20 protein-coding genes and 1 riboswitch are annotated in these 25,686 nt (G+C 71.3%); of the genes, 8 read left to right on the forward strand and 12 right to left on the reverse strand.

Going from position 1 to position 25,686, the window contains the following annotated elements:
* Positions 1–364: 364 nt before the first annotated feature.
* The gene (trpE, locus tag ABFS34_02290) at positions 365–1,867 is read right to left on the reverse strand and encodes an anthranilate synthase component I (GenBank protein ID MEN8374258.1); all 1,503 of its coding nucleotides are present in this window, start codon (positions 1,865–1,867) and stop codon (positions 365–367) included.
* 30 nt (positions 1,868–1,897) lie between these two features.
* Between trpE and ABFS34_02295 the strand changes: the two genes are divergently transcribed.
* Together ABFS34_02295 and ABFS34_02300 are read left to right on the forward strand one after the other, a co-directional pair.
* A complete protein-coding gene (locus tag ABFS34_02295; GenBank protein ID MEN8374259.1) occupies positions 1,898–3,922 on the forward strand; it encodes a hydantoinase/oxoprolinase family protein in 2,025 nt (674 codons plus the stop codon).
* A 58-nt stretch (positions 3,923–3,980) separates the two neighbouring features.
* The gene (locus ABFS34_02300) at positions 3,981–6,317 is read left to right on the forward strand and encodes a DUF2723 domain-containing protein (protein MEN8374260.1); all 2,337 of its coding nucleotides are present in this window, start codon (positions 3,981–3,983) and stop codon (positions 6,315–6,317) included.
* Positions 6,318–6,365: 48 nt separating this feature from the next.
* On the opposite strand, the gene ABFS34_02305 is transcribed toward ABFS34_02300, so the two are convergent.
* From ABFS34_02305 to ABFS34_02320, 4 genes are read right to left on the reverse strand one after another with little or no spacing between them, the layout of a single operon-like run.
* Positions 6,366–8,810, reverse strand: coding sequence for an SMC family ATPase (locus ABFS34_02305; protein MEN8374261.1), 2,445 nt, complete (start codon positions 8,808–8,810; stop codon positions 6,366–6,368).
* Positions 8,807–10,000, reverse strand: a complete 1,194-nt coding sequence (locus ABFS34_02310; protein MEN8374262.1) for a metallophosphoesterase — start codon at positions 9,998–10,000, stop codon at positions 8,807–8,809. Before ABFS34_02310 ends, ABFS34_02305 begins: the two co-directional genes overlap by 4 nt.
* A gap of 13 nt (positions 10,001–10,013) precedes the next feature.
* Positions 10,014–11,336, reverse strand: coding sequence for an SDR family oxidoreductase (locus tag ABFS34_02315; GenBank protein MEN8374263.1), 1,323 nt, complete (start codon positions 11,334–11,336; stop codon positions 10,014–10,016).
* Complete coding sequence (locus ABFS34_02320; protein MEN8374264.1) at positions 11,333–11,896, reverse strand: flavin reductase family protein; 564 nt, start codon at positions 11,894–11,896, stop codon at positions 11,333–11,335. Before ABFS34_02320 ends, ABFS34_02315 begins: the two co-directional genes overlap by 4 nt.
* 178 nt (positions 11,897–12,074) lie before the next feature.
* Between ABFS34_02320 and ABFS34_02325 the strand changes: the two genes are divergently transcribed.
* The gene (locus ABFS34_02325) at positions 12,075–13,010 is read left to right on the forward strand and encodes a hypothetical protein (GenBank protein ID MEN8374265.1); all 936 of its coding nucleotides are present in this window, start codon (positions 12,075–12,077) and stop codon (positions 13,008–13,010) included.
* Positions 13,011–13,029: 19 nt separating this feature from the next.
* Here ABFS34_02325 and ABFS34_02330 read toward each other — a convergent pair whose 3' ends face one another.
* The 3 genes from ABFS34_02330 to ABFS34_02340 are packed head-to-tail and all read right to left on the reverse strand — an operon-like array spanning position 13,030 to position 15,536.
* Positions 13,030–13,977, reverse strand: coding sequence for an MlaD family protein (locus ABFS34_02330; protein MEN8374266.1), 948 nt, complete (start codon positions 13,975–13,977; stop codon positions 13,030–13,032).
* Complete coding sequence (locus ABFS34_02335) at positions 13,977–14,741, reverse strand: ATP-binding cassette domain-containing protein (protein ID MEN8374267.1); 765 nt, start codon at positions 14,739–14,741, stop codon at positions 13,977–13,979. The genes ABFS34_02330 and ABFS34_02335 overlap by 1 nt, the downstream gene beginning before the upstream one ends.
* Complete coding sequence (locus ABFS34_02340) at positions 14,742–15,536, reverse strand: ABC transporter permease (GenBank protein MEN8374268.1); 795 nt, start codon at positions 15,534–15,536, stop codon at positions 14,742–14,744.
* Between the two features lie 173 nt (positions 15,537–15,709).
* A riboswitch (cobalamin riboswitch) is annotated at positions 15,710–15,843 on the forward strand.
* A gap of 118 nt (positions 15,844–15,961) precedes the next feature.
* Between ABFS34_02340 and ABFS34_02345 the strand changes: the two genes are divergently transcribed.
* Genes ABFS34_02345 through ABFS34_02360 form a run of 4 tightly spaced genes read left to right on the forward strand, consistent with a single transcriptional unit; the run spans position 15,962 to position 20,742 of the window.
* Positions 15,962–16,951: a cobalamin-binding protein gene (locus tag ABFS34_02345; protein MEN8374269.1), complete on the forward strand. Its 990-nt coding sequence runs from the start codon at positions 15,962–15,964 to the stop codon at positions 16,949–16,951.
* Positions 16,951–17,928 carry an iron ABC transporter permease gene (locus ABFS34_02350; GenBank protein ID MEN8374270.1) on the forward strand — a complete coding sequence of 326 codons (978 nt, stop codon included), beginning with the start codon at positions 16,951–16,953 and terminating at the stop codon, positions 17,926–17,928. Before ABFS34_02345 ends, ABFS34_02350 begins: the two co-directional genes overlap by 1 nt.
* Positions 17,925–18,764: an ABC transporter ATP-binding protein gene (locus ABFS34_02355; GenBank protein MEN8374271.1), complete on the forward strand. Its 840-nt coding sequence runs from the start codon at positions 17,925–17,927 to the stop codon at positions 18,762–18,764. The genes ABFS34_02350 and ABFS34_02355 overlap by 4 nt, the downstream gene beginning before the upstream one ends.
* A gap of 13 nt (positions 18,765–18,777) precedes the next feature.
* Positions 18,778–20,742, forward strand: a complete 1,965-nt coding sequence (locus ABFS34_02360) for a TonB-dependent receptor (GenBank protein ID MEN8374272.1) — start codon at positions 18,778–18,780, stop codon at positions 20,740–20,742.
* A gap of 16 nt (positions 20,743–20,758) precedes the next feature.
* Here ABFS34_02360 and rsgA read toward each other — a convergent pair whose 3' ends face one another.
* From rsgA to ABFS34_02375, 3 genes are all read right to left on the reverse strand, one after another.
* Positions 20,759–21,757: a ribosome small subunit-dependent GTPase A gene (gene rsgA / locus ABFS34_02365; GenBank protein ID MEN8374273.1), complete on the reverse strand. Its 999-nt coding sequence runs from the start codon at positions 21,755–21,757 to the stop codon at positions 20,759–20,761.
* A gap of 45 nt (positions 21,758–21,802) precedes the next feature.
* A complete protein-coding gene (locus ABFS34_02370) occupies positions 21,803–22,708 on the reverse strand; it encodes an RNA polymerase sigma factor RpoD/SigA (GenBank protein ID MEN8374274.1) in 906 nt (301 codons plus the stop codon).
* 175 nt (positions 22,709–22,883) lie between these two features.
* The gene (locus ABFS34_02375; GenBank protein ID MEN8374275.1) at positions 22,884–23,504 is read right to left on the reverse strand and encodes a hypothetical protein; all 621 of its coding nucleotides are present in this window, start codon (positions 23,502–23,504) and stop codon (positions 22,884–22,886) included.
* Between the two features lie 117 nt (positions 23,505–23,621).
* Between ABFS34_02375 and ABFS34_02380 the strand changes: the two genes are divergently transcribed.
* The gene (locus ABFS34_02380; protein MEN8374276.1) at positions 23,622–24,341 is read left to right on the forward strand and encodes a protein phosphatase 2C domain-containing protein; all 720 of its coding nucleotides are present in this window, start codon (positions 23,622–23,624) and stop codon (positions 24,339–24,341) included.
* Here the strand turns inward: ABFS34_02380 and ABFS34_02385 are convergent.
* A complete protein-coding gene (locus tag ABFS34_02385) occupies positions 24,338–25,675 on the reverse strand; it encodes an HD domain-containing protein (protein MEN8374277.1) in 1,338 nt (445 codons plus the stop codon). The genes ABFS34_02380 and ABFS34_02385 overlap by 4 nt on opposite strands.
* Positions 25,676–25,686 lie beyond the last annotated feature (11 nt).

A 25,686-nucleotide genomic window follows, 5' to 3' on the forward strand; every position in this document is an offset into this window, starting at 1 on the left:
AATCCGACAGCCTACCGTTGAGCCAGTTTGGTGTCAAGAGTGCGTAACCTATCTATTTAACTGCAACTTGCGCGGGTGCGATCCCCGGACTTCGTACGCCCCGCGTCCGCCTGAGACAGACTCACCGGAACGTGTACTGGAGAACGACCGAGCGCCCCCACACGTGACGCCTCCCGGTCAGGGACTTGTCAGAGAAGTATCGAGTGTGCCGGCGCGGAAGTCCCGTGTGCACCGAGGCGCGTGATGCGCCCGCGGGGCAAGGCGGAACGACGCGCCGTAGCCGTCGCTACGGCAAGGAGTTCCAACGCCGCATCCGCGGGATGCAGCGCGAGCCGAATGCCTACGGGACTTCTGCAACGGTACGCTAGCGGCCGGAGCGCTCGAGGGCGGCCGCGACGCGGAGCAGCGCGCGCGCCTTGGCGAGCGTCTCGTCGTACTCGCGATCGGGATCCGAGTCGATCACGATCCCCGCCCCCGCCTGCACCGAAGCGACGCCCGCCGAAACGGTCATCGTGCGGATGGCGATGGCCGTGTCCATCACCGCCCCTCCGTAGCCGATGTAACCGATGGCGCCGGCGTAGGGCCCACGTCTGGTGGGTTCCAGCTCGTCGATGATCTCCATCGCCCGCACCTTGGGCGCGCCGGACACCGTGCCGGCCGGGAAGCACGCGCGTAGCACGTCCAGCGCGTCCAGGTCGGAGCGGAGCGCGCCCTCCACCTGGCTCACGAGGTGCAGGACGTGGCTGTAGCGCTCCACGTCGCGCAGCCTGGTCACCCGGACGGATCCGTGGTCGGCGACGCGGCCCACGTCGTTGCGGCCCAGGTCGACGAGCATGAGGTGCTCGGCGAGCTCCTTGGGGTCGCCCCTCAGCTCTTCCTCCAGGCGGGCGTCTTCCGCCGCCGAGCCGCCGCGCGGTCGCGTCCCCGCGATGGGGCGCACCGTGACCACACCGCCCTCGAGCCGCACCATGACCTCGGGCGAAGAGCCGACGATGGCCATGCCGTCCAGGTCCAGGTAGAACAGGTACGGCGAGGGGTTCGTGGTCCTCAGCAGCCGGTAGGCGTCGAGGGGCTCCGCCGTGAGCGGCATGGTCAGCCGTTGCGACAGCACCACCTGGTACGCGTCTCCCTGGGCGATGTAGGCGCGCACGCGCTGGACCGCCTCCTTGAAGCGCTCGCGCGTAAAGGTGGACCGGAAGGCGGCGTCCGCGTCCTCAGCGCGCAGCTCCAGAGGAGGCAGGTCGGGCCCCGACTCCAGCCGGCCTATCGTCTCCTCGATCGTCTCGACCGCGTCGTCGTAAAGGCGCCGCAGGTCGGCGCCGTCCGGATCGCCGGAGGCGTCGACCAACCGAATCGCGCGCGCGCGGCCGAACAGGTTGTCGATCGCGACGACGATGTCGGTCAGCATGAAGACGCCGTCGGGGATACCGGCGTCGTCCGGCGGCGCGGCCGGCAGCCGTTCGATGTAGCGGACCGCGTCGTACGCGAGGAAGCCGACCAGGCCGCCCAGGAACCTGGGCAGCCCTTCGACCTGAACTGGCGACAGGGTACCGGCCAGCGAGGTCAGCTCGGCCAGCGGGTCTTGCAGTACCATGGCGGGGCCCCAACCCTCAGCGGGCGTCCAGGCGCGCACCGCGCCGCCCGGATCGACGCGCCAGGCGGCGCGCGGCTCGGTGCCCAGAAAGGTGTAACGGGCCCACGTCTCGCCGCCGACGACGGATTCGAACAGGAATCCGAACGGCGGGCGCGCGACGCGCCTGTACGCGCCTACGGCGGTATCCCTGTCGAACAGGAATTCGCGCCAGACGGGGATCAGGTCTCCCCTCTCGCGCAGCGCGAGGAAGTCGTCGAAACTCGGGCCTATCACGGGGGCCGAATGTCCCGCAGCCAGGTCGAAGTGTCAATCATCGGGGTCGACACCGGGGGCACCTTCACGGACCTCGTCGGCTGGATCGCGGGTGAGTGGCACCGCCTGAAGATTCCGTCCACCCCGGACGATCCGGGGCGCGCCGTGGTGGAGGGAGTGCGACGGCTTCTGGCCAAGGAAACGCGCGCCCGCGTGGTGCACGGGTCGACCGTGGCCACCAACGCGCTGCTGGAGCGCACCGGCGCGCGCACCGCGCTCGTCACCAACCGAGGCTTCGAGGATCTGCTCGAGATCGGACGACAGGCTCGGCCGACCCTGTACGCGCTGGAGGCGAGCCGGCCGGCGCCGCTCGTGAGCGCCCGGGACCGGGTGGGACTGGCCGGCCGCATCGGCCCCACGGGAGAGGTGGAGGAGGCGCTTTCGGCCGCCGAGTTGGAGGCGCTGCCGGGTCGACTGTCGGAGGCCGAGTCGGTGGTCGTGTGCCTCCTGCACGGGTACGCGAACCAGGCCGAAGAGCGGCACGTCGCCGAGGCGCTCGCCGGCTTCGACGGCGCGCTGACCCTCGCCTCCGTGCTGGTGCCGGAGTTTCGCGAATTCGAGCGGCTCTCCACGGCCGTGGTGAACGGCTACGTGATGCCGCTGATGGCCGGGTATCTGAGCGCCCTGGTCGCCGAGCTGGGTTCCGACGCGGTTTCGGTGATGGGTTCGGGGGGCGGCTGGCTGAGCGTACCGCGCGCCTCAGCGGAGCCGGTGCGCACGGTGCTGTCCGGGCCCGCCGGAGGCGTCCTCGGCGCGCGGCACGTAGCCGCCGAGGCGGGCGTGGAAAGGGTGCTCTCGCTGGACATGGGCGGCACCTCGACGGACGTCGCGCTGTGCCCCGGCGAGCCGCTGCGCACGCGAGAGCTGCGGGTCGGGGGACAACCTCTCGCGATCGACGTGCTGGACGTACACACCGTCGGCTCGGGGGGAGGCTCGGTGGCGTGGGTCGACCCGGCGGGGGCGCTGCGGGTGGGGCCCAGGAGCGCCGGCGCCCGGCCGGGCCCGGCGTGCTACGGTCTGGGCGGTGAACGCGCGACCGTGACCGACGCGAACATGGCGCTGGGGCGCCTGCCCGCTGACGCGTTCGGCCTGGAGGGAAAGCCCCTCGACCCGGCGGCGGCGCGCCGCGCGCTGGAGGCGCTGGGGCGCGACCTGGGCGTGGACGCCGAGGTAGCGGCGCAGGCGATCATCGACGTCGCCGACGCCGCCATGGAGGCAGCGCTCCGCCTGGTCAGCGTGGAGCGCGGATACGACCCGGCGGAGTTCACGCTGGTGGCGTTCGGCGGAGCGGCCGGACTGCACGCGGCGTCGCTGGCGTCGCGGCTGGGAGTCCCGAGCGTGCTCGTGCCGCGCGATCCGGGTATCCTGTCTGCGTACGGCATGGTGGTGGCGCCGGCGCGCAAGGACGCGTCGCGATCCGTCCTGTGGACGCACTCGCAGGACACCGAGGTGCGCGTCCGGCGACTGCTCGATGAGCTCGAGGAGGGCACGCGCGAGGCGCTCGGGCGCGACGGCCTGGATGCGGCCGACGTGGTGACACGGCGTTGGGTCGATGCCCGTTACCTGGGTCAAAGCCACGAATTGCGGGTCCCGGCGGACGGCTGGGCGGAGCGGTTCCACGCGCGGCACGAGTCGGCGTACGGGTACCGCAGGGATGATCCGGTGCAGGCGGTCACGCTCCGCGCGGAGTCCACGGCGGAGCTCGGCGTAGTACGCGAGCGGGAGGCGCTCGGCGCCTCCGACGGCAACGGCGACGAGCCGGCACGGGCTCACGCGGCGCACGCGAACGGCCACGCGCGGGTCCTCTGGCGCGGGAGCCAAGTGGCTGCGCGGGTGTCGCCCAGGACGGCGCTTTCGGCGGGAGAGGCCAGCGCGGGTCCGGCGATCCTGACCGAGTACACGTCCACCACCTGGATTCCGCCCGGTTGGAGAGCGGTGGTGCTGCCCGGCCTCGCCCTCGAGTTGGCCCGGACCGAAGACCCTTCCGCGCCGAACTCAGGGCGGCTCGGCGGGTAGGGAGGTGCCGCCAGGGCAGACGGCGGCCCGACAACGACACGCGAATTTGCGAGCGGCGATGGCATCCGACCGATCCGGTTCTCGCAGGAAACGCGCGCAGGCGAGCGCGTCAGATCGACAGAGCGGTCCTTCGACTCCCAGCTACGAGCCCCCTTACCGCTGGGCGTTGCTGGCCGGCGGGCTCGTGTTCGTGCTCTACATCCTCACGCTGGCGCGTACGACCGCGTTCTGGGATACGAGCGAGTACATCGCCACCGCGCACATGCTGGGCGTCCCGCACCCGCCGGGAAATCCGATGTTCGTGGTATTCGCCCGCGCTTGGGACCTGCTGCTGACGCCCATCATCGACTCGACCGCCATCCGGCTGAATCTCTTCAGCGCGTTCATGTCGGCGGCCGCGCACGGATTCTGGTTCCTGGTGGTGTACCGCATCCTGGCCGACTTCTCCGACAACAAGACCTTCCGACTGGTCGGCGCCTGGGCGGCCGTGCTGCTGAGCGCGACTGCGTTCACGGTCTGGAACCAGAGCAACGTCAACGAGAAGGTCTACACCGTCTCGCTGCTCACCATCGCCCTGCTGTCCTGGCTGGCCTTCCACTGGCGGGACAACCTGGGAAGCCCCAAGGACCACAACCTCATCCTGCTGGGCGCCTACATCCTGGCGCTGTCGGTTGGCAACCACCTGATGGCGTTCCTGGCGGCGCCCGCGCTGTTCGTGTTCATCATGATGGTGGACCGGTCGATTCTGACGAACTGGCGGCTCTACGCCGGCATGGCGCTGGTGGCCGTAATCGGCCTTTCGATACACCTGTACCTGCCAATCCGCGCCGGGCTGGATCCGGTGATAAACGAGGTGGACCCGTCCACCCTGGATGCGCTTTTCCAGTCGCTCGGTCGCACCCAGTACGACAAGCCGGGCGTGATGGCGCTGCCGTGGGACCCGAGGCTGCCCCGCTCGCCCGAGCTGTTCGCCGCGCAGATCGGCAATTACGCGCAGTACTTCGACTGGCAGTGGGCGCGCTCGCTGGCGGGCAACGACTCCACCTTCGGGGGCTGGCGGCCGATCTTCACGGCGCTGTTCCTCGGGCTCGGGGTGGTGGGCGCGTACCGGCACAGCCAGAGCGACCGCTCGAGCTTCGCCTACGTGGCCATCCTGTTCGCGACCGTGTCACTGGGGCTCGTCTTCTACCTGAATTTCAAGTACGGCTACAGCTGGCGCCGCGACGTCTACCCCGCCCAGGCCATGCACGAGGTTCGCGAGCGCGACTACTTCTTCATCGTGAGCTTTTCCTTGTGGGGGCTGTGGGCGGGCGTGGGGCTGGCCTCGCTGTGGCGTCAACTCGGGCAGAAGCTGGGCGGCGCGGGGCGCGGGCTGAAGCTCGCCTCGCCGCTGCTCGCGCTGGGCTTCGTGCCGCTGTTGGCGAACTGGGGCTGGGCCACGCGGGCCGACGACTACTCGGCGCGCGACTGGGCTTACAACCTGCTCAACAGCGTGGAGCCGTACGGCGTCCTGATCACCAACGGCGACAACGACACGTTCCCGCTGTGGTACCTGCAGGAGGTGGAGGGCATCCGCCGCGACGTGCAGGTGATCGTGATGAGCTACCTCAACACGGCGTGGTACGTCAATCAGATCAAGGATCTCACGACGCCCTGCGGCCCGGGCGAAGATCCGGACGCTGATCCCACGCGGATCCTGTGCCAGCGGCCCTACGAAGTGGACGCTGGGCCAGGCATATACCGGACCCCCTCGCTGAGCGCGGACCCACCGCCGCAGACCGTCGGTGGCGACCCGGGACCCGGCAGGCGTCCGCCCACGCAGTCGATCATCCAGATGGAGCCGGCGGAAGTGGACGGGGTCGCCAGGGGCGGCTTCCGGGTCCGTCAGAACCAGGAATTCGCCGCCGGCCGGATACGCACCATCATCGCTGCGGGGACGGTGTTGCTGCCCTCCGACGTGTTCCTGGGGCACATCATCGGCCAGGCGATCGAAGACCGGCCCATCTTCTTCGCGACGACCACTCAGGCCTACCGGAAGCTGGGGCTGGCGCCGTACCTGGTGCGACAGGGGGTGGCCTATCGGCTCAACGACGGCGCTCCATCGGAGGGCGCCGGCGTGGTGGAGATAGACGACCCCGCCGCGGCCATGACCGCCGGGCGCTGGGTGGACGTGGAGCGCACCGACTCGCTCCTGTGGAACGACTTCGTGCACCGCGAGGGCTTCCCGGACAACCAGGAGTTCTGGGTGGACGAGTCGACGCAGGGGATCCCGTTCTACTACGGCTCGGCGCACGTGGCGGCGGCGCAAGCGCACATGGCGCAGGCGGGCGACACGGTTGCGGCGCGGCGCCACATGCTGCGCGCCGACGAGTGGTTTCGGTTGGCGAACCAGTAGCGACGCGGGTCGGCGCGAAGGCGCTCGCCGCGGCGGCCTCGCCGGGCTTCAGCCGCGCAACGCGGCCAGCGGCAGTGTGTCCGCGCCCGGCGCCACCGACTCCGGGCTGACCACGCTGCTGCCGGTGCGCTCGTCGTAGCCCACCCGCAGCACGTGGTCGACGCCCTCGCGGATCTCCTCCACGTGGGTGATAAGGAGCACCTGGTCGAAGCGCGTGCGCAGGCGCTGCAAGAGGCCCAGGACGCCGCTGCGTCGCTGCGCGTCGAGCGAGCCGAACACCTCGTCCAGGATGAGCACCGACAGCGGCTGACCGGCGCGCTCGGCTATCATCTGGCTGACCGCCAGGCGCAGCACGAGGTTGGCCACGTCCTCCTCGCCTCCGCTGATCACCGGCTTGGGCGTGCCGTCGTCCAGGACGAGCACGTCGTAGGCCTCATCCACTTCCACCGCCGCGTAGCGGCCGTCGGTCACGAGCGCCAGGAAATCCCCCGCCAACGCGCCCAGCTCGGGCCGCACGCGGGCGTTCAGCTCCGCGCGCAGCTCGCTGAACACGCGGTCGAGCTCGTCGTGAAGCCGCCGCTCGCGCTCCAGCGCCTCCAGGCGCGCCCGGCGCGTGGCGTCCTCGGCCAACGCCGTGTCCGCGTGCGCCAGCCGTTCGCGGGCCGCGCGTTCCTCGGCGCGCGCCTCGCTCAACGCGAGATCCGCCGCGCGCGAGTCCGCCTCCGCCCGCTCGTGATCGTGCAACGCGTCCCGGTAGGCGGTCTCCTCGAAGCCCAGCTCCGCGCGCGCGGTCGTGATCGCGGCGTGGGTCTCCTGCGCCCTTTCTCTGGTGGCGCGGGCGGCGGCCGCCTCGGACGACCAGCGCGCGCGCGCCGACAGCGCCTCCTCGAGCGCGCTCGCGCGCATCGTCGCGTCCCGCAGCTCGGCCAGCGAGGCCTCCGCCGCGGCCAGCGCGGCCGGGTCGAAGTCGTCGGGGAGAGCCTCGATCTCCGAGTCGGCGCGCGCCAGCCGTTCCCGCAGGCCCGCTGCCTCCGAGCGGGCGCGCTCCAGGTCCCGCACGCCGTTCGCGCACCGCTCCAGACGCGAGCGCAGGCGATCCACCTCTGTGGCGGCGGACCCGCGGGCGGCCGCCGCGGCGCCCACCTCCTCGGGCTCCTCGCCCAGCTGCTCGACGCGCTGCCGGTAGTACTTGCCGTCCTGCCGCAGGCGAACGCGCTCGTCCTCCAGCGCCTTGAGGGCGCTCTCGAAGCCCGCCCCGAGCGGCCTTCCGCACGTCGGGCAAGGGCTTTCGGGGCCCACTTCCACCAGCCGCTCGATGCGCTGCTCGAGGTCCTTGTATTCGCGGTGGTAGACGGCCAGCGCCGCCTCCACTCCCTGCCTCTTCTGCCCCCACGCCTCGCGCTGCGCGGCCTCCTCCGCGCTAGCCTTCTCCAAGGCCTCGCGGGCCCGTGTGGCTTCGGCTTCGCACTCGGCGAGCAGTCGCGGAGCCTGCTCCAGCCCCTCCAGGCGGGCCTGCTTGGCGTCCATGTCGCGGCGACTGTCCGCCGCCGCCTCGAGCAACGCCCGCCGGCGTTCGTGCACCCGCGCCAGGTCCTGCTGGGCGCGCACGGCGGCCTCGACCTCGCCCAGCCGCGCAAGCCCCGGCCGCAACGCGGCCAGCTCCGACTCGGCGGCCTCGGCGCGCGTCAGCTCCTCACCGGCCGTCCGCTCCGCGCGCTCCGCGGCGTCCCGCTCCGCCAGCGCGGCCGCGGCGCGCGTGGCGAACGCCGCGTCTTCCTGTCTGGCGCGCTCCAGCGCCGCCCTCAGCGGCGCGGCGCGGGCCACCTCCGCGGCGGCCGCCCCGGCCGTTCCCTCGGCACCCCGCGCGGCTTCCGCCGCCCGGTCCAGCCGCGCCTGCGCTTCGGCCCGCTCGCGCTCCAGCCCGGCCCGCGGCGGCAGCGCGCCGGCGAGTCCGGTGGCCTCGTGCCGAAGTTCGGTGCGCCGACCGCGGGCGAGGTCCTGCGCCCGACGCAGGCGCTCGTAGCCGAGCACCTGGTTCAGGAAGCGGGCCCTTTCGGCCGGGCCGAATCGCGCCAGGAAGTGGAGGTCGCGCTGCCCCGTGTAGTAGGTGTTGAAGAACTCATCCCTGGCCATGCCCAGGCGTCGGGCCAGGTACTCGGTGACCCCGCCGACGCCGCTCGCGACGGGCTCGGTGCCCCCATCCACGAACGCGTCCGCGGACGACAGAGAGCGCCGGACGCGGTACTCGTGCAGGCCCATGCGGAAGGTCAGCTCGGCGCGAACCCGGGCCCCGGCGGGCGCGCCCGCGTTGCGGATGGTGTCGTTCGTGCCGCGCGTCGCCGCCGCCCCGTATATGGTCCAGCCGACGGCCTCCAGCAGCGACGTCTTGCCCGCCCCGTTGGGGCCGATTATGGCGGTGATCCCGTCGTGAAACTCGACCTCCGTACTGGCGTGCTGGCGGAAGTTCTCGAGCGCGAGCTGCACCAGCTTCATGCCGCGCCCCCATCCCCTGCGCGCGCCAGGTAGGCCTCGGCGAGCCTGGCCAAGCGCGGCGCGTCCAGGTCGGCGGCCGAGGGTTGCCAGTCGCGCAGGAAGGCGCCGACCTCCTCCTCCAGCGAGAGGCGGCGCTCCGGGGGCGTCGCCGGCGCGCGCGGCGCGGCGGCTCGGTCGGGGCGGCGCACGTCCAGGTGGAAATGCAGCGCCCTGGCCCGGTAGGACCGCAGCCGCTCGTGATCCAGCGCCGTCTGCTGAGCCCGCGGAGCCTCGCGCAGGACCAGGCGCACCAGCTTGCCGTCGATGCCTCCGGGCACGGCGTCCACCCGCTTGCCGATACGCTCGTCCAGTACCGCCGGGTCGAGGAAGTCGCCGCCGGGGGCGCGGCCGCTCAGGGGCTCCAGGTCCAGCACGGGACGGGTGGCGATGGGGTGGAACCGCGCGCTCGCCGAAACGGTGTCGAAAGTCACGAACCCGTTCGGTTCCTCCGCCTCCGCCCAGATGTTGGTGCTGGTGGATTCGGTGGCGCCCGCGTACCAGGTGTTGGGGGCCAGCTCGGTGGCGACGTGGTAGTGCCCCAGCGCGACGTACGTCCAGCGCTCCGGGCGCAGCTCCTCCAGGCCGAGCTCGATCCCCCCGTACCCCACGCCCCGACGGATCTTCTGGGCGTTCGGCCCGCCCACCACCGTCGCGTGCATGAGGAGGACGTTGTGCCGGGCCGCCGGGTCCGGCTCCAGGATCAGCGGCTCGCCGCGCGCCAGCGCCGCGTAGGGCACGCACAGGACGGAGGTGTCGGCCCCTCCGGCCTGGACACGCACGGCCTCGGGGGCGCGGCCGTCGGCGACGTGAACCCCCGGGATCTCGGCGAACAGGCGCAGGATGCTGCCGGTCTCGGCGGACCGGGGCGCGTCGTGGTTGCCGGAGATGATGACGATGGGAGAGTCGGGCAGGCCAGCCCGCAGGCGCAGTATCTGGCGGAACGCGTCGGTGATGGCGGCGTTCGGGGGGCGCACGGCGTGAAACACATCGCCCGCGATCAGGACCAGGTCCGGGCCGAGCCGCAGCACGCCCTGAATGGCGGCCTCGAACCCGTCGGACACGTCTCGCTCGCGCTGATTGCGTCCGTCCGGCGCGGCCCTGTGGTAGGCGCGGTAGCCGAGGTGGGGGTCAGCGATGTGCGCGAGGTTCATTGGCCCCGGTGCCTCAGCTGTAGCCGCGGGCGGGGACGCCGATGACCTGGCCCGTGACCCCGGTCGCGCCGTCGCCCGCCAGGAACGCCACGACCTCGGCGACCTGTTCGCGCGTCACCCAGGCGACGGACTCGGGGGACTCGGTCCCGCGACGGTTCTCCTCGGTGTCCACCATGCCTGGCGCTATGGCGTTGACGCGCACCCCGTGATCCTTCTCCTCCAGCGCAACCGTGCGCGTAAACGCCACGACGGCGGCCTTGGCGGCGGCGTAGGCTCCGAGTCCGCCCACGGCTCGCTCGGCCGCCTTGCTGGCGAAGTTGACCACCGAGCCCCCGGTCTCCCGCAGTGCCGGCAGCGCGGCTCGGGTCATCACGTAGGCGGTGGTGGCGTTGCGCTCGATTTCTCGGGCCCAGCCGTCCAGCTCGGTCTCCGCCACGGGCGCGACCAGGCCCAGGCCGCCGGCCACGTTCACCAGCGCGTCCACCCTGCCGTAGCGTTCCAGCGTGGTCTCGAGCACGCGCCTGGCGCCCTCCGGGCGGGACAGGTCCGCGCTCACGCCCACCACGTCGCCGTGCGCCCGCAACTCATCGGCCAGGCTCTCGACGACCGTGGACAGATCCGCCACGACCACGCGCGCCCCCCGCGTGATCAGCGTTTCGGCGACCGCGAACCCGACCTGACCGCGCCCGCCGACGCCGGTAACGATGGCCACTCGATCCTGCAGGTCCACGCGCAACTCCAGTCGCTTCCGGTTATCGTAGACGCCCGCGAAGGCAACCAGAACGGCGGCGCCCAGCATGGACGATCCCAGGGGCGCGGCCGGTACCAGCCACGAAGCTGACACGAGCATGCCCAGTCCGGCGCCCAGCAGAACCGCGGTCGGCGGCGGCACGGGCGACGCACCCGCCGCTATGCCCTTCGCGGCCGTACCGCCGCGTAGAGCCGCGTCCGCCTTCGCCAACGCGGTCGCCAGCGCGGCCAGCGCGTACGCTGGCTCGGCGATCAGCAGCACCACGGCGAGCAGGCGGCCCCACAGCGACGTCCGCAGAACGGGCAGGAACAGCCAGGCCTCCGCGTACAGCGCGGCGGCCGCGAACGCCACGACCAGCGCCGTCCAGCGACCGCGCACCGCGGAGGGCGAAGGCGCGCGCCCCGCGTGCACCCAGATGCCCGCCGCCGCCGCCGTCGCGGAGACCGCCATCAGGAAGGCCGCAGCGCGTAGCAACCCCGCGCCGGTATCCAGCGTCAACGACGCGCCGATGAGCGTGACGGCCCCGTAGGCAACGCCCGCCACCCCCGCGCCGACCGCGCTGGGCCAGGCGCGCCGCTCGGTCATCGAGTGTACCGGCCGTATCCGCCGCGGTAGTAGACCAGCGGTGACCCTTCCCGTGCGTTCCCGCCAACGACCTTGCCGACCATGATGGAGTGGTCGCCGCCGGCGTAGCATTCCCAGATGGTGCACTCCACCCAAGCGAGCGCCGAGTCGAGGATCGGCGCCCCGGTCGCGCCTCGGTGGAAAGCCACGCCTCCGAATTTCTCGGCGGTGTTCCAGGTGGCGAAGCGACGCGACAGCCGCTCCTGATCCTCCGACAATACGTTCACGCCGAACGACCCCGCCGAGACGATGCGGTCGTGGGAGTCGGCGGAGTGGTCCACGCACACCAGCACCAGCGGAGGGTCGAGCGAAACCGAGGCCACCGCGTTGGCCGTCAGGCCGCACGGCTCGGCTGTCTCGGAGTCCGCCGCCGTGACGATCGTCACGCCGGTGATGAAGTGCCCGAGAATGCGCCTGAACTCAGCGGACTCGAGCTCGGGGTTGTCGGCCGAGGGGCTCACCCCTGAAGGGTCCGCTCCGTAGCCGGGCCTCTGCGTCGCCTCGTCGAACGAACTATGCATTACGTTGCGTTTGGGGTACGGCCCCATCTACTCTTGGCGCTCGACGAAACGGGGCCCGTCCACCTCCTCTTCCATGCGGCCGCTGACAGCACGAGAGCCTGCCGAATCGCGCCCCGGAAAAGGGCCGCTGAGCGCCCTGGGCGCGCTCATCTTAATCCTCGCTTCGGGCTGCGACAACGTGGCCTGGGGCGGCGTCGATTTCGATGTGGTGCCGCCGCCGCCGCGGGAACAGCCCGCGGCCGAAGGGGCCTCCGCCGAGGCTTCTCCCGAGACCATCGCCCTGCCCACCGCCGCGGTCCTGTTCGTGGCTCGTGCCGGCGGCGGTGGCGCTCGCCTGCGCCCGGTCGCGGAACTCGCGGAAGACGGTCTCAGGCCGCTCGGTCTGGAGCCGCTCCCCGAGGAGTATTGGCGGCGATTCGTCACGGAGTTCATGCGCCAGGGCAGCGAGTTTTCGCTCTACAGGGCGGGACGGAGGGCCGGAACGTTCGTGCTCGACGGCGCCTCGCCGTCGGGCGACGGCGCGTGCGCGGCGACCGCGACCGCCACCGGCGGCCTGGAACTCGCGGCCGGCGTCGAGCGCGCGGGCGACTTCCTCGCGCTCGCCGAGGGCACGCTGCCGCCGCAGACGGGAGTGGGCCGCGACTCGGCGGCGGCGGCCGCGCTGCGCGCGCGCGGCAGGCGGGTCGGTCCCATCCTGGCCGAACGACTCCTGCGCGCGCGCGGCGCCGGCCTGCCCGGAAACTGGCAGGCGGCGCTGGTCCAGGCGCAGGCCTTTCCGAGCCCGGACGGCGGGGACGGCCTCGTGGCCACTTTGCTCGTAGGGGATACCCTGGGGCCCGGCCTGGACGACCTGGGCTTCGCGCTGTTCTACCTCGCGACGCCGAGTGCGGATCGATCCGGCATCGGCCTGGACACGGTGTTCACGGCCTTCTGGGACTACCCCCAGACCGGCAAGACGGCGCCCAGGGTGCTCGGCTATCTGGACTGGGATCGGGACGGATGGCCCGGATTCGTGCTGGAGGTGTTCGACACCTCCTCCAGTCGGCTGGAGACCCTCCAGCGCGATGAATCGGGGCAGTGGGCGACGGCGCCGCTGCTCGACTGCACGCCGTAGCGGGCCTGGCCGGGTCCCCTCAGAAAATCTCCAGATTGATGTACTTACGAGGGTTGGCCCGCACGTCCTCGAGCAACGCGTTCAGACTCTCCGTCGCCGCCTGCATGCCGCTGGCCGCGCCGGTCAGGCTCAGGTAGAGAGAGTCGTCGGCGCTCAGCAGACCCAGCGTTCCCTCGCCGCGCTCCATCCGCCCCAGCACCTCCTGGAGGGACGCGGTGGTGGCGGTCAGGTGCGTGGACGCCTGCGTGAGCTCGGCCGTGAGGGAGTCCATGCGGGCCACCGCGCGCTGCAGCTCGGGCCCCGACGTGGCCCTCTCCAGGTTCTCCGCGCTGACCCGCAGCGAGCGCGACAGACCCGCCAGGTCCGAGCGCTGGGCCACCACCAGCTCGCGCGTTTCCACGAGCAGCGCGCGCAGCTCGGACACCGACGCGTGGACGTCATCGACCAGGCGATCCGAAACCATGCCCTCGGCCCTGAGCAGCAGCGTGTCCACGCGCGCTATGCCCTCGGAGTCGGGGTCGAAGAGCCCGCGCACGATGGTGCCCGGGATGGTTTCTCCGCCCTGAAGGAATTCGTCGGAGACGCCCGGTTCGATGTCGGCGACCATGCCTCCGACGAGTCCGGCGGAGCGAAGCCGAACCCGCGAGTCGGCCGGCACTTCGTATGCGCGCTCGAGCTCGATCCGGATGCGCACGCCGCCCCCCCTCTCGAGGTCGAACTCGGTGACCCGCCCGATGTTCACGCCGAGCATGCGAACCGGGTCGCCGTTGCGCAGTCCGCCGGCGTCGGGGAGGACCGCGAACACGTTGGCCCGACCGCGGAACGTGCCCGGGTCCGTGAGCATGATAAGCGTCACCAGCGCCGCGACGACGCCGATGATGGCGAAGACTCCGGCCCAGATCTCCCGCCGTGCGGGGCTTGGAGGGACGAGGTTTTCCAGATCCTGGCGTTGGGGCGACGCCGCCATCAGATCGCCTCCATCAAGGAGAGAGAGACCCGCGGGTCCTGACTCAGGTATGCCTGCACCATCGGATCGTCCGTGTTCTTGAATTCCTCGGGCTGGCCGACGAATCGGATGGTCCCGTTCGTCAGCATGGCGACGTGATCGGCGATCACCAGCGCCCCGTGCACGTCGTGCGTCACCAGTATCGAGGTGACGTCCAGCTCCGCCGCGAGACGCTCGATCAGCAGGTGGATGCTCGCGGCGTTTACCGGGTCCAGCCCCGTGACCGGCTCGTCGTAGAGCAGGATCTCGGGTTCCCCCACGATCGCGCGCGCCAGGCCCAAGCGCTTCCTCATGCCGCCCGACAGCTCCGAGGGCAGCTTCGCCAGGACCTGCGCCGGATCCAGATTGACGTGCTCGAGGGACCTCGCCACCCGGGCCATCAGCTCGCTACGCGGCATGGCTCGAAGCCTGGCCTCCGGGATCCCCTGCGAGACGTTCTCGAACACGTTCATGGAATCGAACAGGGCCGAGCCCTGAAACACGTACCCGACGCGCTGCCGCACCCGCTCGAGCGTCCCGCGCCCCGAAAAATACACCGACTCGCCGTCTATGCAGACGTCGCCCCGATCCGGCACGATCAGGCCGATGGTGGTCTTGAGCAGCACGCTCTTGCCGGTGCCCGATGGGCCGACGACGGCCATCGTTTCGCCGGTCTCCACGCGCAGGTCGACGCCTGTCAGAACGGGCAGGTCGAACGCCTTGTGGATGTTCTTGTACTCGACCATTCAGTTCAGCAGGATGGGCGGCATGGAGGCGTCCAGTATGAGGACCGCGAGCGTCATGAACACCACCGCCGACGTGGTCGCCTTGCCCACGCCCTCGGCGCCTCCCTGGGTCTCGAACCCCATGTGCACGGCGATGAACGGGATCCAGAAGCCGAACGCCGTCGCTTTCACCAACGAGTACACCAGGTCCCACTTGTGCCAGTACAGTTGGGCCCCGTAGAAGAACGACCCGGACCCGAGGCCCATCGTCAGGTTGGCCGCGACCATGCCGGTGAACACGCCTACTACGTTGGCGATCGCGACGAGAACCGGCACCACGAGAATGCCGGCGGCCACGCGCGGCGCGGCGAGCACCACGACGGGATCGCGTCCGAGCGAGCGCAACGCGTCGATCTGCTCGGAGACCTTCATCGTCCCGAATTCGGCTGTGATGCGGGCCCCCACCCGCCCGACCATGACGATCGCGGTCATCACGGGTCCGAGCTCGAGCACCACGCTGGAGGCCACGACGCTGCCCAGGATGTAGAGCGGGATGGCGCCTGTGAACTGATACCCTCCTTGCTGGGACGTAACGATGCCGCCGAGCATGGCGGTGACGATCACGATGGGGATGGACTGGACCCCCATCCACCAGATCTGATCAACCACCGCGCGCAGCGGTACCCGGCCCCGCGCGAACGCCCCCACGATCCCCGCGAAGAGACTGACCATGCGTCCGGCGTGCCGCGCCACGTTGTGCGCCGTCCGTCCCCACGATGCCAGGAGACGCCCCCCGACTCCCGCTGCCGCGTTCATCCGTTCCGATCGCTGTTCCTGGCGGGCCGGCCGCCCGACGAGGCCGGAATGTCACCACGGCCCGCTCGCGGGACAAGCTTGCCAGGCTCACCGGGTCTGCAGTAGGGTAGGGTCGGCCCCGGCGCTGAAAGCCGGAGCCGATGACAGACGAGAGTACGCGGGCGGTGCCAAACGGAAGCCGGTGAGATTCCGGCGCGGCCCCGCCACTGTGAGAGGCCCCGGCAACTGCGCCGGGCCAGGCCCGTTCAGCGAGCCACTGGAGCGAGATCTCCGGGAAGGCGAGCGGCGCCGCCTCGAGCCAGGAGACCGGCACGTCCGCGCCCCGAACACACGTCCTTCGAGGGAGAGGGCCGGGGGTGCACGGCGCGTGCCCGCTCGGCCCGGTCGTGTCCCGGCCCGTCCCCGTAACGCGGGAGCGGGCCTTGTTGCATCGTGGAGTTGGCGGGACCGGCTGGGTCACGCTGGTGGCGGCGCTCGGCCTGTGGAGTTGCGCGGGCGAGGTAGGGGCGGGTGACGCTGGCGCGGCGCAAACCGCCGCCGCCGCGTTACGGGTCGTGGACGATGCCGGCAACGCGGTGGACCCGGCAGCGGCGCCCCGGCGCATCGTCTCGCTCATCCCCGCGGTGACGGAGTTCGTCGTGGCGCTGGGCGCGGCGGACAGGCTCATCGCCCGCACCGACTACGACACCAACCCCCTGCTGGACACGCTCCCGTCGGTGGGGGGAGGCCTCACCCCGGACCTCGAGTGGCTGGTGCAGCGGCGCCCGGACCTGGTGATCGGCTGGACCGACGGCACCGCCCGCACCGTTCTGGGACGGCTCCGGGACCTGGGTGTCTCGGTCTACGCCGCCGACATTCAGTCGCTCGCGGACGCCGACTCGACGGTCCTTCGCATCGGTCGGCTGCTGGACCTCCGCGAAGCCGCCGAGGGCATCGTCCGCGACACGCGCTCCGGGCTGGACGAGGTCAGGCGCGCCGTGGACGGGATGCCGCGGCCGAGCGTCCTGTACGTGCTCTCGACCGATCCCCCCATGACGGCCGGTCCGGGCACGTTTCTGCACGAGGTGATAGAGCTGGCGGGCGGGATCAACGTGTTCGCGGACGCCGGCGCGCGCTGGCCCACAATCAGCCTCGAACAGGTTGTCGCTAGAGACCCCGACGTGCTGCTCGTGCCCGTGGGCGAGGAGGGCTTCGCGCACGCCGATCAACTCGCTCGACTCCCGGGCTGGGCCAGCCTGTCGGCGGTGCGCGCCGGCCGCGTTCACGAGGTCGACGCCGAGCTGTTCCACCGGCCGGGTCCGCACCTGGTGGACGTGGCCCGCACGCTCGCGCGCACCTACTACCCGGGCGTCGGGCTGGACGGAGACGACGGCGCGCCGGGGAGCCGAGGCACCCCGACGGAGGTCGAGGGCTAGTGGCGCGCCTCTTTCTGCTGGCCGTGCTGCTCGCCGCGCTGGCCGTGCTGGCGGTCGGCGTAGGATCGGCGGGGCTTCCCCTGGCCGACGTGGTCGCCGCGCTGCGCGGCGCCGCCGACGAACCCACGCGCGTCATCGTGTGGGAGTTGCGCTTGCCGCGCATAGCCCTCGCGGCGCTGGCGGGCGGAGCCCTGGCGCTGGCCGGCGCCGTGTTCCAGGCGCTGCTGCGCAACCCGCTCGCCGATCCCTACGTGCTGGGGGTGTCCGGCGGCGCGGCCGTGGGCGCGGTGCTGGCGCTGGCGCTGGGACTGCCGCAGACCTCTTCCGTCGCCCTCCCCGTGGCCGCGCTGGCCGGCGCGCTCGGCGCGACCGCTCTGGTTTTTCGCATCGCCTCCGCCCCGGGCCGGGCGCTGGACACCCGCGTGCTGCTGCTGGCCGGAGTCATCGCCGGAGCCTTCTTCAACGCGGTCATCCTGCTGCTGCTCACGTTCGCCAGCGCGGAGACGTTTCGGTCCGCGATCTTCTGGATGATGGGCAGCCTTTCCGGCACCGGGTGGCGCGCACCGTTGGCCCTGGCGGCCGCCGTGTTGCCCGCGTCCGCCGCCCTGGTGGCGCTCGCCCGTCCGCTGAACCTGCTCGCGATCGGCGAGGACACGGCGCTGTATCTGGGCACCCGCGTGGAGCGCGTGAAGATCGCGGCCTATTTCCTCGCCTCGCTGCTGGTCGCCGGGGCGGTGGCCGCCGCCGGAGTCATCGGCTTCATCGGCCTGGTCGTCCCCCACGCGTTGCGGCTGGTGTGGGGGGGCGATCACCGGCTGCTGCTGCCGGCGAGCCTGCTGGGGGGCGGGGCGTTCCTGATCGCCGCGGACACGCTGGCTCGCAGCGCCACGGAGGCCATGGAGTTGCCGGTGGGCGTGGTCACAGCGCTGATCGGAGTGCCGGTCTTCGCGCTCCTGCTGAGGCGGAGCCTCGCGTGAGGGGGGCGCCCGAGTTCCGCGCCCGGGGCGTGACGTTTCGCTACCCGAGGAGCGCGCGGCCGGCGCTCGACGGCGTCGACTTCCACGCGCCCGCGGGCGTCCTGTCGACGGTGATAGGCCCCAACGGCAGCGGCAAATCGACGCTGCTCCGGGTGCTGCTCGGCGCCCACGTTCCCACCACCGGCGAGGTCACGTTCGCCGGCGCATCGGTGCCCGCGTGGGATCGGCGGGCGCTCGCGCGCCGGGTGGGAGTGGTCCCCCAATCGGAGACCGTGGCGTTCCCCATGCGCGTGCGTGACTACGTCGCCATGGGGCGCTACCCACACGTGGGACCGTGGCGACCCATGGCGGACTCCGACCACGCCGCCGTCTCCGACGCCATGGCGCGCTGCGACGCCGGCGCCTTCGCAGACCGCCTCCTGTCGACGCTGTCGGGCGGGGAGATGCAGCGCGTTCGCATCGCCCGCGCGTTGGCCCAGGAGCCCGAGGCGCTCGTCCTGGACGAGCCCACAGCGGCGCTCGACGTGCGCCACGAGATGGCCATTTTCTCGCTCCTGCTGGGCCTCGCCCGCGAGGGGCGCGCGGTGGTTCTCGTCACGCACTCGCTCAACCTCTCGGGGCGCTTCGCGGATCGCGTACTCCTTCTGGACCGGGGGCGGCCGAGGGCCGAGGGCCCTCCCGGCGATGTGCTTCGACAGGAGCACATCGAGCGGGTCTACGAGTGGCCCGTGCGCATCACGACACACCCGGGACCGGGTCGAGACCAGGGCGCGCCGCAGGTGGTGCCGCTGAGGAGACCGATCCGGCCCGGACCGCAACCCATTCCACCCGCATAGTCGCAGGAGAATCATGCGCATCCGTACTGCCCTCGGCGTCGCGACCACGACGCTTTGCCTTCTGGTTGCCCCGGGCGCGGCCCAGGAGTCCGCGGACACGGTCGTCTACCCGCTGCCCGGGCTGAGCGTCACCGCGCTACGCCTTCCGGTGCCTCGGGCCGCCGTACCGCTGAACGTGACGGTGGTCGATGGGGAGACGCTGCGAGCGCGCGGAATACGGTCGCTGGCCGAAGCGCTCGATGAGTGGGCGGGGATAACCGTCGTCGAAACCGGCTCGTTCGGAGGCACGACCTCCATCTTCGTGCGCGGCGGCGAGAGCGACTACGTGCGCGTGCTGATCGATGGCGTTCCCGTGAACGCCCCGGGCGGGGGGCTGAACATCGCCCACCTGACGGCAGCAAACATCGATCGCATCGAGGTCGTACGCGGTCCCAGCAGCGTGCTGTACGGATCCGATGCGGTGGCCGCGGTGATCGAGATACACACCAGGGAGGGTGCGGGCGCGCCGAAGTTGGACGCGCGCGCGCGGGGCGGCAGCCACGGCACCGTGGACCTGGCGGTCGCGGTCTTCGGGGGCGGCGACCGGCTCTCCTACTCGGCGTCGCTGTCCAACTTCGACACCGACGGAGTATTGGATTTCAACAACCAGTATCGAAACACGGAGGCCAGCGCCCGCCTGGCGCTCCAGCCCGATGAGCTCACCTCGATAGCGCTTTCGCTGCGCTACTCGGACCACGACTTCCACTTCCCGACCAACGGCGCCGGCGCGCTCGTCGACCGAAATCAGTTCACCGCGGGCGACCGCACGGTGGCGTCGCTGGACGCCAGCCGCCGTTTCGGCCCTGTGGAGGCGGAGATCACGCTCGGAGCGCACCGCAGCGACGAGGGCATCCGCGACGCGTTCGATGACGCGGAAGACGCCGAATCGCTGCGCACCGACGACGAGGCGCGACGGCTGCTCGCGGACGCCCGTGCGCACGTTCGGTTGGAGGAGACCGCGGTCCTGACTATCGGCGGTCTGGTCGAGGACGAATCGCTGGAGACGGCGCTCGCCTCCGAGAGCTCTTTCGGGCCATTCGAGAGCGCCGCGGCCAACGATCGATCCACGCGCGCCCTGTACGGTCAGGTCCTCCTCACGCCGCGTACCGACGTGTCGCTCACCGGAGGTGTGCGTTACGAGGACAACGAAATCTTCGGAAGCCACACGACCTGGCGCCTGGGGGCGTCCTTCGCCCCCGCGGCTGCGCTCCGCGTGCGCGCGTCGGCCGGAACGGGCTTCAAGGAGCCGACCTTCTTCGAGAACTTCGCGGAAGGATTCGCGCTGGGGAATCCGGATCTCGTGCCGGAGGAATCGCGGAGTTGGGAGGTCGGGTTGGACGCCGCCACCCGGGACGGTGCGGCGACCCTCTCGGCGACTTTCTTCGATCAGCGCTTCGACGAGCTGATCGACTTCACGTTTGCGCCGCCGGTGGACGGAGACCCCAACTTCTTCAACATCGCGCGCGCCGATGCCCGGGGCATGGAGATAAGCGGGGAGGCAGCGCTCGGCGGCGGCATCGGGATCGCCGCGGACTACACGTGGCTGGACACCGAGGTGCGCGATCCGGGGTTCGACGTGACGGCCGACGCCACGTTCGCGCCCGGCCAACGGCTCTTGCGCCGGCCTCGGCACTCCTGGTCTTCGCGCGTCACATGGCGTTCACAAGCCGTCGGCGTCCTGGCCGCGGAAGGGCGCTACGTCGGCGCCAGAGAAGATCAGGACTTCTCTTCCTTCCCCGCGGTCCGCGTGGAGTCCGACGCGTTCTTCCTGCTGGACGTGTCCGCCGAGGTACCCCTGCTCCGTTCGGACCGCGGGCGCCGCTTGGCGGCCGTCGTGCGAATCGAGAATCTGCTCGACGAGAGCTACGAGGATCCCACCGGGTTTCAGGCGCGAGGCTTCACCGTGCTGGCCGGCCTACGCGCAGGACTCGGTCGTTGACCGAGCGCGGATCGGGTCAGCGCCGCGGCTGACCGGCCAGGTCCTCCAGCAGGAGCTTGTAGCTCTCGTAGCGGGGCGAGCCTATCTCGCCGCGCTCGAGGGCGGCGACGACGGCGCAGTCCGGCTCGTGCGTGTGCGAACAGGAGCTCCCGAAGCGGCACGACTCCAGATGAGGCCGGAACTCGACGAAGGCGGCGTCCAGTTGGGCGGGATCCACCCCCCAGAGGCCGAGCTCGCGCAGCCCCGGAGTGTCGGCCACGTAGGCGCCTTCGGAGAGCGGGATGAGTCGGGCGGCGACGGTCGTGTGGCGACCCTTGTTTACGGCCTCGCTGACCTCGCCCACGCGCAGATTCAGGCCCGGCCACAGCGCGTTCAGCAGGCTGGACTTGCCCACGCCGGATGGGCCGGTGAGCACGCTCGTCGAGTCTCGCAGGGCCGCGCGCAGCTCCGCGAGCCCCGCGCCCGACTCGACCGACGTGCGCAACACCGGGTAGCCGATGCGCTCGTACGGCTCGAACGGATCGGGGTCCGGGACCGCGGGCTCGGCGGCGGACGCGACCTCGGTCATGACCAGGTCCACCTTGTTGGCAACCAGCACCGCCGGAAGATGGTTCGCTTCGGCGAGCACCAGAAAGCGGTCGATCAGACGCGGATTGGGCACCGGGCTTTCGTAGGCGAACACGACCACGAGCCGGTCCACGTTCGCGACGATCACCTTCGCGCGGCGTCCCCGTCGCCGCGGGTCGGCGCGCGCCAGCTCCGTGGTGCGGGGCGAGACGTCCTCGATCGTGTAGGTGGGGTCCTGGGCGGCGCGCACGCCTACGCGGTCGCCGGCCACCACGGAGTCGCCCGTGCGACCCTCCAGCTTCAGGCGGCCACGCAGGGTGGCCTCGACCACGGCGCCGTCGGGGAGCTCGACCTGATAGATGCCCCCCCTTGCAAGCAAGACGAGGCCGGGAACCAGTTGGTCCCCGGCCTCCGGGCCGCGTGCTGGATCAGACGTGCGCGCGGACACGAACCATCCGCTAGGGGTGGCGGTGGCCGGCCACGCGCGCTTGCCTCAAGCCGCGAAGCTCTCCAGCGCGTCTCCCATTTCGCCTTCGCGCAGGCGGCGAAGCGCGCGATCGCGCAGCTGACGGATGCGCTCACGGGTCACGCCGAGCATGTTCCCGATTTCCTCGAGCGTGTGCTCGCGGCCGCCGCCCAGACCGAAGTAAAGGCGCAGCACCTTGGCGTCACGCTCCTGTAGCGTTTCGAGCGCCCGGCCCACGTGCTCGGAGAGCATCCGGTCCTCGATCGCCTCCTCCGGCTCCGGGGCCTCATCCACCACGAACCGCTCCACGAGATGACTGTCATCCGAGTCGCCGATGGGCGCGTCCAGCCGAATCTCCGCCGCGTTCAGCGTCTGCAGGTGCTCGACGACCTGCGGAGTCAGCTTGGCCGCGACCCCGATCTCCTCGGTGGTCGGCTCGCGCTTCAGCTCCTGCTTCAGGCGCTCCTTCTCCCGGAAGATGCGGGCGAGATCGCTCGCCCGATTCAGCGGAACGCGCACCGCGCGGCCCTGGTTGGCCAGCGAGCTGAGAATCGCCTGCCGGATCCACCAAACGGCGTACGAGATGAACTTCACGCCCTGCTCGGGATCGAACTTCCTGGCCGCGGTCACCAGACCGACGTTGCCTTCCTGGATCAGGTCGGTGAGCGAAACCCCGCGATTCTGATACTTCTTCGCCACGCTGATGACGAAGCGCAGGTTGGCCCGGACGAGCGCCTGCACAGCCTCCTCGTCGCCGCGCAAGGCGCGGTGCCCGAGCTCGATCTCCTGCTCCTGCGTGATCAACTCGTGGCGACTGACCTCGCGCAGATACTGATCCAGGGCGTCGCGGTCTTCCGCGCCCCCGAACGCGACCAGGCCGTCGCTCGGCCGCCGTGCGCGCTTCTTTACGATGTTCTTTGCCGGTGCGATCACGGCTTCACCACCTTTGGTAAACGAGGGGCGCACGGCTGGCCGCCGTGGGCCCCCTCGGAATTGTCCAGCTTGTTAATGGGTACCCGGCGTCCCTACCGGACCGCCCACGTGCGCACTGTAACCCGCATGAGCCAGCAAGGTTCCGGAGCCCACTTGCGCGGTTCGTGCGGTTGTGTTAGGGCCCCGCGGAATCGGTCTCCAAGCCCGGCGGCGGCGGGCCCGAATCGGGCCGTACGACGGGTCTCGGGCGCGGCACTCGGACGCCACCGAATACCTCGACCGGACTACGCCTGTTGGCCTCGTCGTCGTCGAGCAGTGAGTCGAGACGCGCGGGCGCGGCGCCCCCGGACCCCTCCTCCAGCACTTCCCGCAGCCGCGCCACCGATGCCGCCAGCCCCGCGAGCTCGTCGGCCACGTCCGCGGCCGTCGCGCCGCGGCGAAGGCGTGCTACCACGCGGTCCGCGAGTGCCTGGAATTGGCGCAGCGTGGCATCCACCGAGTACTGCTCGGGGAGCCACGCGACTGGCGGAGCGGTTTCGAGCAAGCGGTCGGTGACCGCCTCGGCCTCACGCACCGCCGCGAACAGCGCCTCCCCTTCCGTCTCTCGAGCCTCCTGGATCAGCCCCGCCAGGCGAGCCAGGTTCCCGCTCAGGTCCATCGTGTCCCGCGGCAGCGCCACCTGGGAGGCGGCGGCGAACCGATCGCCGGCGTCGTCGTCCGGCGCCGGGCCGCACGCCGCAGCCGATGCGGAGAGCCCGCCTCCCATCGCCAAGAAAACCAGGGTCCGAAGCGCCATGCGGCTCGATACACCCGGCGACCGGGTGCGTGCCCAGCGGGGCGGTGACCCGCGCGCGCGGATCCGCGCAGCGAATTCCTCCTTGCCTAAGCGCGGCGCACGCCGGTAGCGTTCGGCATGGAGTGGATTTCAGCCGCGCTGAGCGATCTGGGGCTCGTCCGCGTTCGCAACGAGGACGCCTTCCTGCGGTCGGATGAGGGCGTCTTCGCCGTCGCCGATGGCATGGGCGGGCACCCGGCCGGGCACGTCGCGAGCCGGATCGCGGTGGACGCGGTGCGGGCCGGCGCTTCCGGGCGCGATGATGGACCAGGGTGGCTCGACGAAGCATTCCGCGCCGCCAACGGAGCCATCCGCGAGCGAGCCGACCAGGCTCCCGCCGAAGCCGGCATGGGCACGACTCTGTGCGTGCTCGAGCTCGATCCCGCCGAGCACTCGGCCCGCGTCGCGCACGTGGGCGACTCGCGCGTCTACCTTTGGCGCGACGACTCGCTACGCCGCCTGACCCGCGACGACACCGCGCTGCAGGACGCCATCGAGGCGGGTCGGGTCCAGCCCGAGCGCGAAGCCGGCCATCCGCTCGGCAGCATGCTCACGCTGGTGCTCGGGCTCGACGACAAGGTCGAAGCGCACATGGCGCAGCTCGAGGTCCGCGACGACGACCTCTTCCTGCTCTGCTCGGACGGAATCTGCGGGGTGCTCGACGACGCGGAGATCGCGGGCGTGCTGGGCGAAGGCGACGCCCCCGGCGAGCTGCTCACCGAGCTGACGGCCCGGGTCATGGCGCGCGGCGCGCCAGACAACGCCACGGCGGTGGCGGTGCGGATTCTAGCCGACTAGGACAGGACGGCCCGTTCGACGGCCAGGCGCGCGCCGGCCTCTTCGGCCGACCAGGTGGCGATCTCGCCGAGCGCGCGTGGGTCCACGCCGACGCGGTCGCCGAAGGTGAACAGCCGCAGGACTCGCGCGCTCCGATAGAGCTCCTCCGCGACCGCCGGTAGGCCGATCAAGCCAGTGCGCCCCGCCGCGCCCACCCTGATGACGGACCCATCGCGCATCGCCACGAGCAGGTCGAGGCCGAACATCCGTTCCTTTGCCGGATAGTCCAGGAAGGCAGCCCCTTCTTCCAGCCCCAATTCTCCCGCGATCTTGTCCTCCACCGCCCGCTTGATGGAGTTGTCCGAGGCGAGCCACTCGCCCGCTCCGTCCACCCCGACATCGGCCGCCACCACCTCGGCGGCGCGCTTGGGCAGCCGCCGCGCGCGCAGCGAGGCCGTCCAGCGAGCGACGCGGTCGGCGGACCCCGACTCCTCGCCGCTCGCCGCCGACTCCAGGGCATGCAGCAACTCCTCGTCGGTGCGTCCCACCAGAGCCTCGGGGGTCACCAATTTGGCCCGCAGCGCGTCCGCCACGATGCGCTTGTAGAGGACCGTCGCCGCGCGCGCCGCGTGGTGCCAGTAGACGTTGCGAAACATCTGATACTTGGCGTACAGCAGCGACTCCAGGGCGGCGACCCCCTTTTCGCGAACGCCTATCTCCAGCCGTCCGGAGTCCGGATCGCGCAGCAGCGCCAGGGTGTGCAGGAGGCGACTCACGTCGACCGCCGCGTAGGGCACGCCGCAGAACAAGGCATCGCGGGTCAGGTACTCGATCTTGTCCAGGTCGATGCTCCCGTTCACCAGGCCACGCAGCGGGCTCAGCGAGCGCCCCGCGATGAGCTCGGCGACGCGCCGGCCCGCGTCGCTCCCCATCTGATCGAGGGCCGCGCCGATCTCCGGATCACGCAGGAAGCGCGCGCCCACCTCCTCGTGGTCCCCGATGGCGCGCAGATCCTCCAGCTCCTCGAGTGCGTGGGAGAAGGGAAAATGGCCGATGTCGTGGAGCAGACAGGCCAGGGGGATCAGCGCGGCGTCGTCACGGGCTTCGGCGGGGAGGCCGCCACGCTCCAGCAGGGCCAGTGCACGGCCGGCCAGGTGATAGACCCCGAGCGCGTGATCGAACCGGGTGTGGGTCGCCCCGGGATACACTAGGTGGGCGAGCCCGAGTTGCCGGATGTAGCGCAGCCGCTGAAAGGCGGGGGTATCGACGATGCGAACGGCCCGCGCATCCAGAACGATGGTGTCCCACAGCGGATCGCGGATGGTCACCGCAGCGGCCGGCGGGTTGGCTATCATCGGACCATTCT

The sequence above is a fragment of the Gemmatimonadota bacterium genome, assembly GCA_039715185.1.
Classification (GTDB): domain Bacteria; phylum Gemmatimonadota; class Gemmatimonadetes; order Longimicrobiales; family RSA9; genus DATHRK01.

Coding starts and splice junctions, on each gene's coding strand:
- ABFS34_02330 (MEN8374266.1), bottom strand. CDS start 13,977: ATGGCGGCGTCGCCCCAACGCCAGGATCTGGAAAACCTCGTCCCTCCA.
- ABFS34_02300 (MEN8374260.1), top strand. CDS start 3,981: ATGGCATCCGACCGATCCGGTTCTCGCAGGAAACGCGCGCAGGCGAGC.
- ABFS34_02340 (MEN8374268.1), bottom strand. CDS start 15,536: ATGAACGCGGCAGCGGGAGTCGGGGGGCGTCTCCTGGCATCGTGGGGA.
- ABFS34_02315 (MEN8374263.1), bottom strand. CDS start 11,336: ATGACCGAGCGGCGCGCCTGGCCCAGCGCGGTCGGCGCGGGGGTGGCG.
- ABFS34_02375 (MEN8374275.1), bottom strand. CDS start 23,504: ATGGCGCTTCGGACCCTGGTTTTCTTGGCGATGGGAGGCGGGCTCTCC.
- ABFS34_02310 (MEN8374262.1), bottom strand. CDS start 10,000: ATGAACCTCGCGCACATCGCTGACCCCCACCTCGGCTACCGCGCCTAC.
- ABFS34_02335 (MEN8374267.1), bottom strand. CDS start 14,741: ATGGTCGAGTACAAGAACATCCACAAGGCGTTCGACCTGCCCGTTCTG.
- ABFS34_02380 (MEN8374276.1), top strand. CDS start 23,622: ATGGAGTGGATTTCAGCCGCGCTGAGCGATCTGGGGCTCGTCCGCGTT.
- ABFS34_02305 (MEN8374261.1), bottom strand. CDS start 8,810: ATGAAGCTGGTGCAGCTCGCGCTCGAGAACTTCCGCCAGCACGCCAGT.
- ABFS34_02385 (MEN8374277.1), bottom strand. CDS start 25,675: ATGATAGCCAACCCGCCGGCCGCTGCGGTGACCATCCGCGATCCGCTG.
- ABFS34_02360 (MEN8374272.1), top strand. CDS start 18,778: ATGCGCATCCGTACTGCCCTCGGCGTCGCGACCACGACGCTTTGCCTT.
- ABFS34_02320 (MEN8374264.1), bottom strand. CDS start 11,896: ATGCATAGTTCGTTCGACGAGGCGACGCAGAGGCCCGGCTACGGAGCG.